The sequence below is a fragment of the Fulvivirga sp. M361 genome (assembly GCF_007097395.1).
In the GTDB taxonomy this organism is placed as follows: domain Bacteria; phylum Bacteroidota; class Bacteroidia; order Cytophagales; family Cyclobacteriaceae; genus Fulvivirga.
This window is the reverse complement of sequence record NZ_VKDC01000005.1, coordinates 319140-336509: the sequence shown is the minus strand read 5'-3', so window position 1 is coordinate 336509 and position 17370 is coordinate 319140. Positions and strand designations below refer to the sequence as shown.

Here is a 17370-nt window from a genome sequence, read left to right as displayed (position 1 = left end):
ATTTTAATTAGGGGCCTCGCTTAAGCACCAGTATTGTTTAACCACCTTCATCAGGTCTACAAATTCTTTATAATCTACCGGCTTCACCATGTAGCCGGATATGCCATAAGCAAAACTGGCATTGATGTCCGATTCATCTTTTGAGGTAGTAAGTACCACAAGTGGTATGGACCGTAATTCCGGAGATGCAAACCGCTGCTCTAAAAACTCCAGACCATTCATACCCGGCATATTCAGATCGAGTAGGATGATAGCTGGTCTGACATCACCATTTTCTTTAAGATAGCTCAATGCTTCGTCACCGTTTTGTACGTGGATAAGCATATTATCTATTTTTATCTCGCCTAACGCCCTTTCTACTGTAAGCGCATCTACCACATCGTCTTCTATCAACATTATAGGCTGATCCTTATTCATTAGTTCTTTCTTTAATTTTGTCCTCATCGATTTGTGCCACCGCTTTATTTTTAGGTATACTGAAATAGAATGAGGCTCCTTTATTAACGGCTGATTCTACCCAGATCTCCCCTTCGTTTAACTCCACTATTTTTTTAACAATAGTTAAGCCTATACCCGTATTTTCATTGTTATCTTTAGGGGACAGCGTCTGAAATATCTTGAATATTTTGTCATGATGCTTTTCATCCATTCCCGGCCCATTGTCTTTAACAAAGAATTCATACATTCCACTTTTTTCGCTTACACCTATTTCTACCTGTCCTTCCTGCTTATCCATGAATTTGATGGCATTGCTGATCAGGTTTTGAAATACTTGTTGCAGTTGGACCGCATTGTAAACAACGTAGGGTAATGGCTGATATATTTTTACTGCTATATTTGATGGAGGTGAAAGCATTAACAACACATTGTCAATAATTTCTTCAACACCAATGGTTTCTTTTTCTACATTTTTCCTGCCTATACGACTATACTGCAGTGTGCCATCTATCAGGTTATGCATCCGATGTGTTCTGCCCATCAAGAGATTTAGGTACTTCTTGCCTTGATCATCCAACTGTTCCGCGTAATCTTTAATTAACCAGTCTGCCAGTGAACTAATGGCCCTTAAAGGTGCCTTAAGGTCATGAGAAACAATGTAGGAAAAGCTCTGTAACTCTTCATGAGTGCTTTTGAGTTCTCTAAGCTTACTTTTGAGCTCTCTGTTTTTGGAAGTAAGTGCATGCTGTAATGACAGCTGTTTAATACTAACTGCTACATCCCGGGCTACACTTTCCAGCATCTCTACATCTTCCGTAATTTTAGGATGAACTTCTTTCCAATATAGATTGAGCGTGCCTAATAAAGTATTTCCGTAGATCAATGGAATGAAAACATATGTTTTGAACCCTTCACTTTCCAGCTTTTTTTCCAAAATGACCGAATTTTGCACTTTTTCCACGTCGCTGACCAGGTAAGGGTACCCAGCTTCCAGAATAGGTTGGATCCTGTCAGGAAAATACTTCGGAGCATCCAAGTCGTTAACAGAAGCCAGTACATCATATTCACCATCGTTACCTTTTAGTAATGACAGTGATACCTCATGGCATGTGGGTAACAACTTAATAACATTGTCAATGGTATTATTAGCCAGAGTGGATAAAGATTCGGAAGCAATAATAGTTTGATCAATTTGCCGAATGATACTAAGACGGAAAGCCTTTTGTTTTAGGTTCTCTTCAGCATCTTTTCTGGCAGTAATATCATTACCAATAGTAATATAGCCCGTAATCTGACCTTGTTCATCCACCAGAGGTGTAACATTCAAAGACACCCATATCTGATCACCTTTTTTCGTATAATTCTGGATTTCATCATAGAATGGTTTGGTGATGATCTTCTTTTCATTGATCCGTTCCACTGTAGAAGGATCGGTGGACTTTCCATGTAAGAAACTCTTGGGTTGCTTACCTGATATTTCGGCCAGGGAATACCCTGTGATTCTCTCAAAACCTTCATTGGTCCATATGATCTGATCTTTTTCATCAGTAATGATCACATAGTTCTCTGTTTTGCTGGCAACCAGTGATAATCTTTCCAGTTTCTTTTCCGCTTCTCTTCTCTCAGTAATGTCTGTGATAATGGATACAGACCCGGTTGCCTTTCCATTATGATCATAGGTGGGGTTACCACTCACTTCGGTATGTATAATGGCCCCGGAGGTGTGTCGGAAGTTCAGTTCATACTTGTCCGATATGCCGTTGGTTCTTGTGGTTGTTTTGCCTAGTACCTTGTTCTTGTCCTCTTTTGATGCAAGGAACTCCTTTATATCGCTGCCTACAAGATCACTGACTTTACAACCCAATATTTCAGCAATTCGGGTGTTGGCATATTTGGTAATATCATCCATGGATACCACAAGAATACCCTCATTGAAATTGTTAGCTATTAACGATGCCAGTTCACCATTCCCAGGTGTCTTGAATTTCAAAGACATGAAACCTGTAAAACTGATAATCAATAACGCACCGTAAAATATCACTTTATCGGACTGCGGGTTTTCTATGAAAAAAGTCTGAAGAATCGCTAATAGAAAAAAGAGCGCTGTGAAAACAATAAATTGCCGCGTACTTTTCAAGATAATATTTCCTAATCCCAGAGCTATCATTGTACTGACAACATAAATGGGTGATAAGCGATTAAAGCCGACCAACAGCAATGTATGACCGGAAATAGTGGCATAAGTAATGATATTTACCAGGTTCAGTTTACGACGAAAGGCGGTATTCCTATAGGTGAAAAACAGAAAAGACAGCGCCAGACCAGAAATCAATACCCTGAATAGCAGAGGGTCCCAAAAGTGCTTATCATACACCTTCAAGGCCAGACCCAACAACGGATAAAATACCGCTAAGATCATGTATACCAAGGTAAATGATCGAAGAGAATGGTTATTCCCGGTGTTCTGACTATATTGATTGTTCTGAATTATCATTTAACAGACCTGAGTCCTTACAAATGAATTAATTTTTAACCACGATTAAGGCCAACTAAAAGTGATGTCATTCGAGAGTTTACAGCGCCTTCAAATTTTGAAATATTTTTTGAAGATTTAAACGACGCTGTTAACTGCTATACACATTACTCTCTTTCACAAATATAATAGGAAGGTGGACAGGGTCATATACCGGAAAGCCTGTAAACTAAGTAGGTAAAATTACTTAAGACAATACTAATAGTTAATATAATTAATTTGATATTTTGCTTAAATGGTACAATGTTTACTTAAGAAAGCTGAGCTATATTAATTATAGGTGCTTATGATATATTTTTGACCCCTACAAATCAGGAGTTGACCCTTACAAGGGATAAGAGTATCAGTCATTCTGAAAATATTGAAATATTTGAGAACAACATCCTCCTTTGCCTGTTCTTATTTCGGAAGATGGATGAAGGGGGGATAGTATTATAAAGGCTGCTGATCGTATGTATGAGCAGCCTTTTTATTTTCTTCCATTGCTATAGCTCAAAAGCTTTATAAGTGACTCATTTCTTGCCATTGCTCCATTGAATTTTCAGTACGTACGACTCAGCACTTAAATTCGCTGATTTATTACTATTATACCACAAGTCAAAAATATTTGCTGACCTATTGTCTGTAGTGTTCGTTGGTGTTAGGACAAATCAAAACCCGAAGACTATGAAAAGAATTGTAGGCATCTTAAGTTTCATATTACTGGTGAATGTTGGTGTAAATGCTCAGGAACGCCCAAAAGATGGTGCAGTGATGGTTCTGTCATCATCATCCATCCACGTGGTGCCGGGCACCACACAAGAAGTGGAGATACGTCTTATAAGGTCAAAAAGATATATGAGATCTAAGTTTGGAGGACTTAAAGCAAGGACTCCCGAAGGCCTGGACATTATCTTTACCCAGGATGAATCAACAAAGGATCTCTACAAAATGTCAATAACCGCTGCTGACAATGCTGATCGGAAATCACATACTATTATAATTAAAGGTGATGGCACCAATGCAAGTAAGATTAAAGGTGTGGTGATCTCTGTGAATGTTTCGAATGATACGATGGTTGACCAGGCCAATTGATTTTTTTCTTGTTAATTCTGTAATTTTATTAGCGCACATGGCTGGTATTTACAGAAAATATGGTCTTAGGATACTCGTATCCATTTTTATTTATCTTTTTTTCAGGATAACATCTGGTACATGGGATACAAGTACACCCCAAAATGATACTGTCTGGCCCATTATTATTCTTTACGCTATTGTTGTAGTATTAACACTATGGGAAGTATGTGACCGGGTAATAGGTTATTTTTCGAAGCATTATCCCAATGAACTTACAAAAAAACGACGGCTCGCCATTATTTTTTTTACCGCCACTCTGGCTACTTTCCCGCTGGTCACCCTGTTCATTTATTTTGAGAATTATTACCTCAAAGTATGGCTTAGCTGCATTGAAGATCCAGGCAGAGTAATACTTGCCGATATTACCCAGGGCTATGTAGTTACATGGCTGGTGATCTCCATTGAGATTCTCAAGTTGTATTACATTAGTATGAGGGACATGGAAATGGATAAGACCAGGATACAAAAAGAGCTACTCACAACGCAATATGAGAGTTTGAAAAACCAGGTCAACCCGCATTTTCTTTTTAATAATTTCAGTGTTCTGACAGCACTGATCCATAAAGATGCAGATCTGGCTTCGGATTTTGTCACGCAACTTTCAAAGCTTTATCGTTATATTCTTGATCATAAGCAGCAGGAGATGGTAAGCCTTTCAGAAGAGCTTGAATTCTTAGATTCTTATCTCTTCCTTATGAAAATAAGGCATGAGGATAATATTATTGTTGAACGTAATATCGATCTTAACCTGGAAACTTTTTCTGTGCCCCCCCTTTCTTTACAAATGCTGATAGAAAATGCGGTCAAGCATAATAACTTTACCAGGGAGAAACCACTGCTCATCAAGATCTACAATGAGAAAGACCAGTTCATTGTAGTTCAAAATGTATTGAATCCTAAAAATGCTGCCGGTGTTTCTACCAGGGTAGGTCTTGAAAATATTAGAAACCGATACGATTTGAAGTCTGATAAGAAAGTTATTGTGTATCAATCAGATGACTATTTTAAAGTAAAACTACCTGTCATTCCGTCCTTATCGCTGTCTTGATGGATGTAATAATAGTAGAAGATGAACGATTAAGTGCAGAAAGGCTGAGGCACTTGCTGCATCAAATTGACCGCACCATTGATGTAAGGGATATGCTACCTTCCCTTCATAGCGCGATAGAATGGTTCAGAGATAATTCCCCACCCGATCTGGTATTCCTGGACATCCAGCTGGGCGATGGTACCGCTTTTGATCTCCTGAGGTCTGTAAATAACTCACCCTATATTGTATTCACTACTGCTTATGATGAGTATGCGCTAAAAGCCTTTAAATACAACAGTATTGAATATTTATTAAAACCTATTGATAAACCTGAGCTGGAAAAAGCGCTGGCCAAGTTTAATGCTATTAACCTGCAAAATAGCGCTTTAATACCACAATTCAACACCATCGAGCGGATCGGGAAAGTGGTGAAAGGGGAGTATAAAAAGAGGTTTTTGATTAAAATAGGAGAACAGTATCTTAATGTAAGTGCAGAGGATATTGCCTATCTGCATTATGAAAACGGGAGTTGTTTGCTTACTACAGCGGAGGGTAAAGAATTACCTCTGGATTATTCCTTAGACCAGTTAGAAGATATTCTTAATCCGATGGATTTCTTTCGTATTAACAGACAGTTTCTTATCCGTGCGGATGCCATACATGAGATCCATACCTATTTTAACAGTCGTTTATTACTACGTTTGACCCCGGTAACGGGCAAAGAAGTGATTGTAAGCAGGGACAGGGTAAGTGATTTTAAGCGTTGGATGGATTGTTAATAGTTATTTATTATGGAAGGTGCACATGGTTAATTTGAGCCAGGTTTTAAGAAAAAAGTGTTCAGGCAGAGCATCAATTATAATAACCTCCAAAACCCACGACACATATATTAATTCCACTTTAATAATCCTGGAGAAGGGTAGGGCGTAAAAAACGTAGTTGACCATCCTCCTGATCCCGTGGTTAAGCTCTTACAACAAGCACGCTTGACATTAGGTACAAGCAGTCCTGGTTCTAACGTTTTTGTACCTCAATGACAGCTTATTATTTTTTTCGACAGACCATTTCCGACTAGAGAATCGGGTTTTTGTTATGACACGAAGTTGCACAAAGCCTCACGGAGTTACACAAAGACAATGTCTCCCTGCTTTGTGAATCTTTGAGCTACTTTGTGGGGCTTTGTGTAACAACCCTATCCACTTGGGTACGATAAGTGAAAAATAACAAGGTCCTGTGTGAGAAAGCAGGGGGATTGTGAATGCTATTCCTAAGCAATAAATGCTGCCTTATTGAAATTTAAGTTTACGGTATTCACTGGGAGTAATGCCTTCATACCGCTTGAATACGGTTGAAAAGGTAGTTTTGTTGTTAAATCCACAATCGTAGGCAATATCAATGATCCGGAGTTGCTTACTATTGTCATCACATAGCTTTTGCCTGGCAGCCCTGAACCGATATTGGTTCACAAAAACGGAAAAGCTAACGCCTTCTACTTCGTTGATGGATTGTGAAATATGATGAGCGGAAAACCGGGTTTCTTTCGCAAGGTCCGTCAATTTAAAATCACTTTTCAGGTAGGGGTGGTAAGCCTCAAAATATTCTTTTATTGCTTTCATTATTGCATAGCTGGCGTTTCCGGACAATGAGGAGTGCCGGTAAGGCTGGTTATCATAATTTTTAAGAGTGTCTGATCTTACCAGGCCTTTATAGCCTACAAAATAAATAAAGCCACTGGAAGCCAGGGATATCATATAGTCATATTCAATCTTTAGGAATCCGGTAAACACCAGTATATAATAGCAGATAAACGAAAGCACATATCCCGTATAAGCAATTAAGAGTTCTAAACGCCATTTTTTGAACCGTTCCGTGCGATCCGATTGGATGAGCCGGTATATCAAATAAACATAAACAACAAGCTGACTATTCTGAATTAATATTTGCCAACCCGCAATACGTTTATCCGGATAATAGGATTGAGCAACGAAATATACGAGATAGACACCAAAAGCCAGGAAATGCTTCCAGTGAATATAAACCCCCGTTCTATTTGATTTGATATAGAGGTAAACCAGTGGGCCAAAAAGATATGTAAACCCCTGTATTACATCGAATAGCCTGGGTATTTGATCTAATATATTGATCCAGTAGGCCACATAATATATTAGGCAGATACTAAATAACAGCGTCAATAAGGCAAGCAGGGACTTTGCACCTGACTTAGAAAAGAATAACGTAAAACTGAGGAAAAGCCCTTGTGAGGCTGCCATTAAAAAAATAATACTCCAAATGTCAAAATTGATTCCGGATAGCATGACAAGACGAGATTATATTGACCGATCAGTTACTTTTTGACAGGTATAAAAATACGGATAAAATTCACTGAAGATTTTAATGCATACCTGAGTAAACCCGGATAACCATAAAATAGGTGGGCCTATCCCATATTCTATTAATAGAAAATAGGCTGAACAGTTTTATCAAACACATCATTAATATTGGGATACAAAAGGATAAGTAATTTTAGTTTGGGTGTATTGTATTCTTATCGAATTCTTAAGATGAACAAAATAGATATTAATTAAGATTTAATATGCGTTTATGCGATTACCAATTTATTGACTAAGGTATATATGCTAGTAATCAATTATTTGTTAATATCACTCTCATGAAAAAACTATCTATTTTTTTATCCTTATTCGGTCTTATTGTCTTAGCTGGTTGTAGCGATGATGATGAAGACGCGGCAACTTTTGAGGTAGCTGACCTTATCGGTTCTTATACTTTGGTAAGTTCAGAAGACTCAGACTTTGTAATGTGCACGACTGATGATGTCGTCACTGAAATTACAGCAACCCAGTTGATAACACCCGCTACCGATGTAGACACCGGTTGTCAGATCGGTGAAGTGTCACTGGATTATGAGTTTCAGGGCGGTAATACTTTTGCGACAGATTTCGGAGATTATCGAGTGATAAGCTTTGATGGTAAAACCCTGGTATGGGAAGGGTCTCTTGCTAATATTGTATTAACCCGACAAACCCTGGAAAAACAATAATGTGAAGAGGGCTTACCTCAATTTTTAAGGTAAGCCCTGATATACATGATAAACTATTTAAGGAGTTTATGGATTAACTCCGGATTTTTTAAAGCTTTTGATCAACTAATACTCACCACCTACTTTTCTGTCATTCAATGCTTCATTTTTAGCGAACGTTGGTAACCGGTCCGGTACCTGAAGCTTATCATTAATATCTGACAAAGAATTCATAAAGGCGATGATCAATTGTTTTTCTTTATCTGTTAAATTCAAAGGATCTTCCGGCAGCGTTTGATTTTCTACTTCCAGTCCCAGGCCAATACCGCCACCCATATCATAAAACTCCAGTACTTTATCCAGTGTCGGGTATACGCCGTTATGCATGTATGGAGCAGTAAATGCTATATTTCTTACCGTTGGAGTTTTAAAAGCGTGACGATATATTTCTGACGATTCTTTTATTTGACCTGCTATACGCCCCAGGTCAGGATCTATGGCACTGTTCAGTGTATCTACGGGCACACCCAATACTTCAGATTCGGATTCTGCATACACCGGAGGCACTAATCCGTTGAAAACAGGCGCGAAATGACAGGTGCCGCAAGCTGCTTTTCCGTAAAAGAGATTGAAGCCGTCAATGGCGTCTTGATCCAGTTCTTCTGTTTCCCCTCGCACATAACGATCAAAGGGGCTATTAAGACTGGAAAGAGAGGTGACATAAGCTGCCAGTGCTGCCGAGATGGAGTATTTTTTCACAGGTTCGTCTCCAAGGTCAGGAAACGCTCTTTTGAATAGATCCACATATTCCTCGCTTGCAGAAAGTTTTTCATACAGCGCCAGGAACGAGCTACGAAACTCATCGTGGTCTATAACTACATGTTCTATCTGATCATCAAGTACTTCCACTCTAAGATCATAAAAGAACCGATCAGCGTATACCGCATTGATCAAAGTAGGAGAGTTGCGTTGAACCGTTCCATTCATATTAAAAGCTGTGCTTTTCTTAAGTCCGTCAGTAAAAGCTCTCTCCGGATTGTGACATGAAGCGCAAGAACGCTTATTGTTTTCAGATAGAACAGGATCAAAGAATAACGTTCTTCCCAGGCTGATCACCGCTTCATTGTATGCTTCTTTTGGGTAACGGGTGTAGTAGTTGGTATTGAGAAAATCTTCTGCAAACAAGTTATCGGCAAAATAATTGACAGGAAACTTCTGATGCAGTGATGAAGTCTCATAATATGTTTCAACTCCCAGTGCTGTTTGGGCTTTTAATATATCTGAGAATAGTGGGTTGACGTATTGTTTAAGAAAATACATACGATCGAACGTGTCGAAATCGGTGTTTTTTTGCAAATAAGATATTGCCTGGTCTAACATTGAGTTAAGTTTTAGGGCCAATGCCTGATCATTGCTTTGGACATAGGGTATGTAGTGGGTCAGTAAGGATTTAACGGTTTCCAGACTTACGCGCTGTTCATCCAGCACCTGGCTGAGTGATGGTGAATCAAACCCGCCCAGCCCTAAAGAGAAGATACGGATCAATTGAAACCGGGTGGCTTCGAAGATATGGCGATCTGTAAATAGCAGACTCTGTTGGTACTCTTTTAACTTTTTCAGGTTCGTAATGAACATGGTATTCAATGTTGCAATCGCTGCAAAGTCCGGGTTATCGCTGAAAATGGATTCTTCTAACACTTGCAGTCCTTCCGGCTCCAACACAGTGATTTTGTCATCTGCTTTTCTTTCCAGAGAGGGTAAGGGTGCACCGTTAACATAGTCTTTGGTAAACTCAGGACTGAAATAAGCAGATAAAGGCTCTGTTCTTTTATAATCCAACTTCAGTTTTAAGAGTGCTTTTTGTAAGGATGGAAGCTCCTTCTTTTGTATGCTCTTATTTACTTCCTCCGCTGCGGTTATCACATCATCTAACTGGGTCAAATACATTTTTTTAATGACCTCAAGGTGATTGGAGGTTAATGGGTTCTTTTTCCATGCCGTACTGATACAAGCAGCTATAAAAAGTATAAATACGGATACTACCAGTAAATCTTTCTTCATCTCAGGAAAATAATTTAAAACGAAAAAAGCCTGGTACCCGAAGGTACCAGACTCTAATATATATAGAGGATATAAGGGGCTGCTACTGAATGATCAGTTTACGACCTTCACCTTGTAGTGTTTTCAGGAAATAAACACCAGGCATAAGGTCGGAAACATCCACACTTTTCAGACCTCTGAATACTTTGATACGTTGCCCACTGTTATTGTAGAGCGCTGCATCCGTCACTTTATTGAAATTTAATACGCGAGATACAGGATTAGGCCATACCTGGAAATCAAGACTTTCTAAGGCTGGCTTCTCAAGCTCGTCCAATGAAGTGATCGCTGTGATCGCTTCATCCCAACCAGTAATGGCATAGGTCAATGAGTTATTATAAGGATAAGGATTGCTGCTGGATGGATGTTGAGAATTAACCAATATCGTTTTTCCGTCAGAAGTAGGCTGTGCTCCTGTTACTTCAGCACCTAAAGGTACGATAGAAACCCTTACAAGGTCGTCTATTGAAGGATCTGTAATTGACATATCCAACAGGTACATTTCACATGTTCTGTTGCTCACGCCGGCAGGAGTTCTTCCGTTAGAAGTTCCGTTAAGGTCTTCACAGATGATCATATAAGGTCTTCCATTAGTTACCATTACGTTCAGACCGTCAGGGTTAGAAAGGTGCTTGTCAGGATAATCTGCTATTTCAGGAGAGCTTGACAGGAATGGGCCACCGTTAACATATGTAGTTACAAGGCCTGTAGCAGGATCAAATTCCAATACTCTACCGTAATAGTCATTGTAGAAACCTGCCATGACAAAGTCAAGAATCTGATCATCCGTTTTTTCAGAAAGCTCAGGGTGTCTTTCTCTTACAGGCTCTACCCAGTGGTAATCCAGTACTCCACCGATGGCCGCACCATTTTTAAGGCGATCACCAATGTTGTCCCGTCCTGTTTCCGTCATGTAGATTTTACCATCATAGTAAGTTACCCACTCCAAACGGTTAAACATGGTTGCTCCTAAGCTTAAAGCTTCGCTGGCGAAGTTCAGTGATACATTTAAATCATTGCTAGGTAACTCTACCCAGGGTTCGCCCATTGCATCGTGTTTGTAGGCAAACAATCTGCCTGAACGGAAGTCTCCAGGTACATCAGCTACGAATTTTGTAAAAATACCAGGAGTAGCATCGGCACCGAGGTATACCGTTCTGTTATCCGAGGCAATAGCACCTCCTTCGAAGGGTTGACGCCCCCAGTTATATTGCTTTCTGATGGCAACTGCCTCTTTAGGATCGATTTCCACCATGTAGTTGAAGTTTTGGTACTTCTCGATGGTCTGACCAGCGAAGTTGCCAGGGATATCCGTGTTGATGGTCCATGGATCAAGGTCTCTCACCTGGCCGCCCAGTGAACCGTTACTTGACCTGAACCACTCTTCTGCTGTCCAGATCCTGCCATCTACAGAAGAAGTAATTCCCCCGCAGTTCATACCGGTTTCACCTACTGTGTTTACGAAGTCTACGTTAAAAAACTCTCCACTTCTTCCGTCAGAGAGTGTTTGAGGTACTATTTCCAATAAATCGGTAACCGGATCTCTACGTACTTTGAAGGCAGTCATACCACCACCGTCACCGATACTGTCATTGGCAATGATCCTTTCGTGGTTAATACTTACCCAACCCAGGTCATCGGAATCATTGTCAGGAGTAAAACCGATGAAATCGTGCCATTGTTTAGCTAACGCCTGGCCCGGAGCGTTTCCGTAAGTAGCAGTGGTTTGTACAACATCGTCACCACCTACGAAAAGGATCTGATGCTGTAATGGAGATGGAGGGAAAACCACCTCGGTAGGATTCCATGCCGTATCCACAGATACGTCAAAGAAGAATTGGCTAAAACCCACCGAAGGAATGAGCATAACCAACAAAAGGAAGAGTCGAAATTGTTTCATGTTTTTTTAGAGTTTGAGTTAGTGGTATAATTAATGCACGGCTAAGTTATCATTCCAATGTGACCCCACTGTTAATGCGTGGTCATGTTAACTTTAACCGTTTGTTACCTTGTTACCCTAATTTTAACATTGGTCTAAGAAACTCATTGTGAGAATACTAGGCGGCCTGAGCGGCGATTTTTTGGAGAATTTCCTGGTGTGATCTCGAAAATGAAATAATACAGCCCTTCCTGGATCAAACTGCCATTGGTTGATTTGCAGACCTCTAAATTACCCTGGTATTCGTCTTGAGACTCATCGTAGATCAGAGGTTCGGTAAAGCGTTTTATACGCTTACCATCCCTAGAGAAAAGACTTAATGTTATAAGTGCACCTTTCGGTAGATTCTTGTGTTTGAAATTGAAATTGACACACTCGTTACTTGGGTTTGGGAAATAGTTGAATTTTGATAAAATGATCTGAGTACTATCCACCACAAAGAATTCAATTTCAGTATAAGCCTTATTGTTATAACTGTCATATGCTTCTATGGATAGATGATGCTTACCCACAGGTAATGCTATCAGATCATATACCACGCTACCTTTATCAAACCTGTCTATTTCAGCTTTGTAAAAAGGAGTAAGGTCGATCGTTTGCTGATCATCCAATACAGCGGTTATGCCCCGGTTGTTTTTTGTAGACAAATTGATGCCATTTTCATCTGATAGCTGTACGTGTAAACGTGGGTTTGAAGCTACCAGATCGCCTGATTCGAAGACCTCATCGTTGAGATAAGCGCGTATATTGGGGGCAGTATTGTCATTAGAGGGATCACGAGCTATTTCACCGATCCTCATATTCATATCGTAACCGGTGGCGTCGGTCAGTTCACGATCATGTGATCCATACATACTTATTTTTGCCTCTCCGGCCAATGTGTCCAAATCCAGTGGTAATACAAACCGGGCTTCAAAACGCCCCGAACGGACCGTGGCCTGACCTCTGAAAAGTATATTTTTCCTGTTATGATATTCCATTGCCGTTTCAGGGCCTCCTTCTCCAAGCGTTTTCAGCAGAGTCGGCTTATCGAGGATACTCAATTCCATCGTTCCGTCAAATGAAGCATCTAATTCACCCTCGGATCGTACTTCTCCGGATATCACCACTTTGTCAAGCGGGTGGAACAAAGTATCATTACCGCTGGCCAGTGCTCTCTTAATATCGGTTAATACAATAGTTTCTTTTGGGAAAGATAATGTGGTAAATGGATCTCCCAGCAGGGAAAAATTGCGGTTAACTACCCCTGCCTCGCTATCATTTTTGGTGGTCCTCATCAGGTCACCCAACCGAGTGGCTCCACCTTTTTTTATCGAGGCGTCAAGGTTTTTATAAAATGCTTTGCTGAGTTCGAAATTAGTGCCTAAAAACACGGGACGAGTAGTGGTAAACATACCAATTGCACCACCATTGGGTTGTAATACGGCCAGTTCTGCTCCTGACTGCCTGTCCGGATCATCAAAACGACCAAACTCACAGGTAGCGGTAAGGAATATCGGTAGCTTTTCCGTATTGATCCATTCTGTAATGTGCGATGATCTTAGTATTCCTTCGTTTGTCCAGGCAGTTTCACCCCCATGACCAATGAAATCCATGATCAATACCCCGTTTTGTATGCTATTATTTATTTCCTCGGTTACGGGGCTATATCCCAGGTCTTGTGGAAAAGCATCCACAAAGATGCGGTTCGGGTTAAAGGAGGGTTGAACACTTTCCAGGCCATTTGCCAGAAAATCAGATTGCAGCTGAAATTTGTTGGATTCTCCGTCATCTGCGATAAAGGCGACCCTGTTTCTCCAGTCTCCCAATGACTCCGGGCTATTTTCGTATCGAATGAGTTTATCCACTATATTACCAGCCTCTTTTAGATCAGTGACCGGGACCCTTCCAACACCAATTTCGAGATCATGTGATACATTATTAATTGAACTGCTTTCCAGCCATTCCCCTTCGTCCGGGTCCATGAAACCGTAGTAGTCGTCTGAAGCATAACTATGCACATTATGAAGAGAGTTGGTCGATTGATAACTAAGTACCATCGAACCATCTTTGTAGGAAAAAGAAGCGTCGCCAAAAAGTAAAACATATTTCAATTGCTCATTTTTCTCATAGAGCATCCGGATAAAATTGCGTAATGCGGTCACGTCCCGGCGGCCCCCTGAAAATTCATTGAATATTTGTTCCTGGTCTACCACATGCACACTTAAACCATTGAATTCCCGGCGAAATTGTGCCAATCGTTCTGCTTCAGTCATGAACTCGTTCACCGTTATGATCACTCCGTCTGCGGATGAAAGGCCATGAAGATTTTGTGGTGAGGTGCGGGAGATGACTATCGGAGATGGGAACTCGTTTCCCTTGAAGATCACAAACCTGCGCAAGGAATCGGTCGTAGTTCGGAAAAGTCCCTTTCCATTAGACTGGATAATGTGCTGCTGATGTACGGGTGCCAGTGGGTTAGTAATGTCCCATATGACCTGTTCATCGTCTACAGCATTAACAATGAAGGCCGTGGTGCCGTAATTCAGGCTGGTCAAAGATTGAAACGCTGTCTGATTACCATAGAGTTGTATAAACTTTGGGGTTTGCAAAGTGAAGCGGTCAAGGTAGCCGGTACCATCATTTTCATTAGAGAAACCGAAGGACAGTTTGAGTGTTTCGTTGCCGTTCAGATCATCTACTCTTACACGAAATTCATCGTCTGCCCTTACACCCTTGATCCCATAAAGTGTTTGTGGTACAGCTTTTATTTCAGTCTGCCCTAATTCTAATGTATTGGCAGATACTTTCATCACACTTTTGGAAGTAGCTGTTGACAGGAAATCTGCATGTATTTGAATGGACCTGTGAGGCACTGTCCCTGTCATAGGAAATAAAAAGCTGACCTCTTCCGATGCATTGATCTTGTCACCATACCACTCTCTGCCGGATTTCAAAAGGTTGTATTCGTCAGACTCGTGAAAAATAAAGTCATCATAAATAGATACAGTGCCTATGCTCTTTTGCTTAGACTCACGGGTTGACATTGATTTGCCGGAACCCCTGCTGAGTGTAAGAAAGTAATAATTTATAGTATCATAAAGATGAAGCTCTTGCTTCAAGGTTTTTTGCCTGGCGTCGTAGTAAATAGGATTGGGGCCTTGTCCATAAAAAAGGAAGTAATCTTCCTTGTCAAATGAACCGTCGTTGCCGTTGTAAAACCGGAGCGCTATTTCTTCCAGATCATCGACTAAAAGCTGGTTGTTTGACTGGGGGAGCATGCCTGTCCTGGTGCCAAACACTCCGAAGGTATTCAGGTCAACGTCCGACGGTTTGATGCCGTTGTCTTTTAAAAAATCATAGTCAATTTTATAAATCCCATCGGCGGTAACGGCCAATTTATAAAAGTCACCGGAACTAAGTACAGATGTTTTTTTGAATGGGTATTGTGCAAACACACAGGTCTTACCAGTTGCTAATAGCATTAAAGTCAATGCATAAGCAACAAACCTTTTTATAAAGTGCCTTTTACCCATAACGGCCAAAATTGCACACACTTAAAAGTCTAATGCGCTGTTTGTGTGTTATGAAAATATTAATTCTCCTTTTTTATTTATCAGAACGTCTTATTCTCGAGCACGATAAAGGGGATGCCATTTTTTACCCAGGTATTGACGTAATTCATTTTAGGAACTACTTCAAAGGTAAGGGCGCCTAGTATAAGATCTGTATCTCCGTCTTTATCCCAATCGGAGGCATCCATCACAATCCACCTGCCCAGGTTGGATATTCCCGGAAGTGTGTGTGGTGTGAATTGCATATCACCTGTATTTTCAAGGTAGACAAAAGCCTCTTCCGGGTGATGTTGAAAGTCTGGGAAAAACGAGATAATGGCGATGTCCATATCTCCATCCAGGTCAAAATCTTTTGGAATGGCATTATAAGCGCCATGTAGCGGGTAGAAATATACTTCTTCAAAAGTCTCTTCACCCTTGTTGACAAATATTCTGATACCATGATAGGGTTTGAGTATAGGTGGATAGTCCCCGTTATCTCCCGCGGCATAAAGGATATCTAACAATCCGTCTGAATTGTAATCGAACAAATTGAAGTAACTCGAGCCATAGGAAGAGGGTAGCGGAATCGCTTTTTTTATTGAAAACTGACCGTTGCCCTTGTTATAGTAAATGGTAATTCCTTCATCACCCTGGCCGAAAAGGGCCGTTATGTCTGGCAGTCCGTCATTATTCCAGTCTGTAATGTAAGATCGTATGGCGCCGGGTCTGTGGTCAAGCTGGTTTTTTGTGTAAGTGCCATTCGCGTTTTGCTTCCACCAGGAAAGTCCACCCGTCCATTTTCCAAACTCGCTGATCACCACATCTTCCAAACCATCTCCATCCAGGTCAGAAAATGCAGCATGTACCGGACGTTGCAGACTATCCACCATTACCGCTGGCCGTCCCTTTTCTTTAGGATACCGGATGAGCATACCCGAAGGCGCGTCGGTGGGAGAAAATGATCCCATGGCTGTGACCCATAAATGCTGTTTTGTTTCATGAATATGCACGGCCCCTTCCGGTACCTTACCGACTTTTAATAAATTCAGGTTGGCGTTGAAATGGAGGAGGCTTCTGGAATTGGCATCTCCTATGTAGAAGCTTCCTTCTTCAGAAAACTGTACCATAGTGGTACTTGGTGGGGACAGCTGATAGTCAGGAATGATAGGTTCAAACTGCTTCAATGGTTGATAGGATGCGGTGATTTTTGAAAGGGAGTCAGGAGCATTTACCATATAATAGGCTTTGATCTTCTCCCAGCTGGCATTATCAATACGTTGTTCCGCAGGGAATGTATTGGCCTCCCTTACCTTCTTTCCTCCGGGACCTGACTCAAATAACGTTTCTCTTATGCTGTCATTTGAGTATATCCCCAGCATGTACCCCATACGGGGGAGCATATAATTTTCCCAGATGTTCTTGTCCAGCAGATCAGGCTCAGGATACATATGGCACCCCTGACAGTATTGTTTTGATAGCTCGAGGCCACTAAGTTGAGCATCAGTGTTATCGGTCACCACCGGTTTTTCTTCAGGCCTTTTTCTCAGACATGATGTGACAACGCTAAAAATCAACAAAACTGACAGTGTCGATTTAAAATAGGATATGATCTTCATGGGGCGCTAATCAACGACAGCATAC

11 protein-coding genes are annotated in these 17370 nt (G+C 40.8%); 4 read left to right on the top strand and 7 right to left on the bottom strand.

What is annotated here, in order from left to right; genetic code table 11:
• Nucleotides 1-3: 3 nt before the first annotated feature.
• Together FNH22_RS06660 and FNH22_RS06655 are read right to left on the bottom strand one after the other, a co-directional pair.
• Nucleotides 4-417 carry a response regulator gene (locus tag FNH22_RS06660; RefSeq protein WP_143397559.1) on the bottom strand — a complete coding sequence of 138 codons (414 nt, stop codon included), beginning with the start codon at nucleotides 415-417 and terminating at the stop codon, nucleotides 4-6.
• Nucleotides 410-2857, bottom strand: a complete 2448-nt coding sequence (locus tag FNH22_RS06655) for a PAS domain S-box protein (RefSeq protein WP_185154103.1) — start codon at nucleotides 2855-2857, stop codon at nucleotides 410-412. The genes FNH22_RS06660 and FNH22_RS06655 overlap by 8 nt, the downstream gene beginning before the upstream one ends.
• A 780-nt stretch (nucleotides 2858-3637) precedes the next feature.
• Here FNH22_RS06655 and FNH22_RS06650 point away from each other — a divergent pair.
• Genes FNH22_RS06650 through FNH22_RS06640 form a run of 3 tightly spaced genes read left to right on the top strand, consistent with a single transcriptional unit; the run spans nucleotide 3638 to nucleotide 5896 of the window.
• Entirely contained in the window at nucleotides 3638-4045 is a 408-nt protein-coding gene (locus FNH22_RS06650) for a hypothetical protein (RefSeq protein WP_143397557.1), read from the top strand.
• Between the two features lie 37 nt (nucleotides 4046-4082).
• Complete coding sequence (locus FNH22_RS06645) at nucleotides 4083-5135, top strand: sensor histidine kinase (protein WP_185154102.1); 1053 nt, start codon at nucleotides 4083-4085, stop codon at nucleotides 5133-5135.
• Complete coding sequence (locus FNH22_RS06640) at nucleotides 5135-5896, top strand: LytTR family DNA-binding domain-containing protein (RefSeq protein WP_143397555.1); 762 nt, start codon at nucleotides 5135-5137, stop codon at nucleotides 5894-5896. The genes FNH22_RS06645 and FNH22_RS06640 overlap by 1 nt, the downstream gene beginning before the upstream one ends.
• Before the next feature lie 507 nt (nucleotides 5897-6403).
• Here FNH22_RS06640 and FNH22_RS06635 read toward each other — a convergent pair.
• Entirely contained in the window at nucleotides 6404-7432 is a 1029-nt protein-coding gene (locus tag FNH22_RS06635; RefSeq protein WP_143397554.1) for a helix-turn-helix domain-containing protein, read from the bottom strand.
• A gap of 353 nt (nucleotides 7433-7785) precedes the next feature.
• Here FNH22_RS06635 and FNH22_RS06630 point away from each other — a divergent pair, with 353 nt between their 5' ends.
• Nucleotides 7786-8175 (top strand): hypothetical protein, encoded by a 390-nt coding sequence (locus FNH22_RS06630; protein ID WP_143397553.1) that lies wholly within the window; start codon nucleotides 7786-7788, stop codon nucleotides 8173-8175.
• 105 nt (nucleotides 8176-8280) lie between these two features.
• Here FNH22_RS06630 and FNH22_RS06625 read toward each other — a convergent pair whose 3' ends face one another.
• The 4 genes from FNH22_RS06625 to FNH22_RS06610 all read right to left on the bottom strand — a co-directional run bounded on the left by FNH22_RS06625 (nucleotide 8281) and on the right by FNH22_RS06610 (nucleotide 17345).
• Nucleotides 8281-10215 carry a cytochrome-c peroxidase gene (locus FNH22_RS06625; protein WP_143397552.1) on the bottom strand — a complete coding sequence of 645 codons (1935 nt, stop codon included), beginning with the start codon at nucleotides 10213-10215 and terminating at the stop codon, nucleotides 8281-8283.
• A gap of 82 nt (nucleotides 10216-10297) precedes the next feature.
• Nucleotides 10298-12154 (bottom strand): alkaline phosphatase PhoX, encoded by a 1857-nt coding sequence (locus tag FNH22_RS06620; RefSeq protein ID WP_143397551.1) that lies wholly within the window; start codon nucleotides 12152-12154, stop codon nucleotides 10298-10300.
• 143 nt (nucleotides 12155-12297) lie between these two features.
• On the bottom strand, nucleotides 12298-15657 hold the full coding sequence (porU, locus tag FNH22_RS06615) for a type IX secretion system sortase PorU (protein ID WP_185154101.1): 3360 nt from the start codon (nucleotides 15655-15657) through the stop codon (nucleotides 12298-12300).
• A gap of 131 nt (nucleotides 15658-15788) precedes the next feature.
• Nucleotides 15789-17345, bottom strand: a complete 1557-nt coding sequence (locus tag FNH22_RS06610; protein ID WP_143397549.1) for a VCBS repeat-containing protein — start codon at nucleotides 17343-17345, stop codon at nucleotides 15789-15791.
• Nucleotides 17346-17370 lie beyond the last annotated feature (25 nt).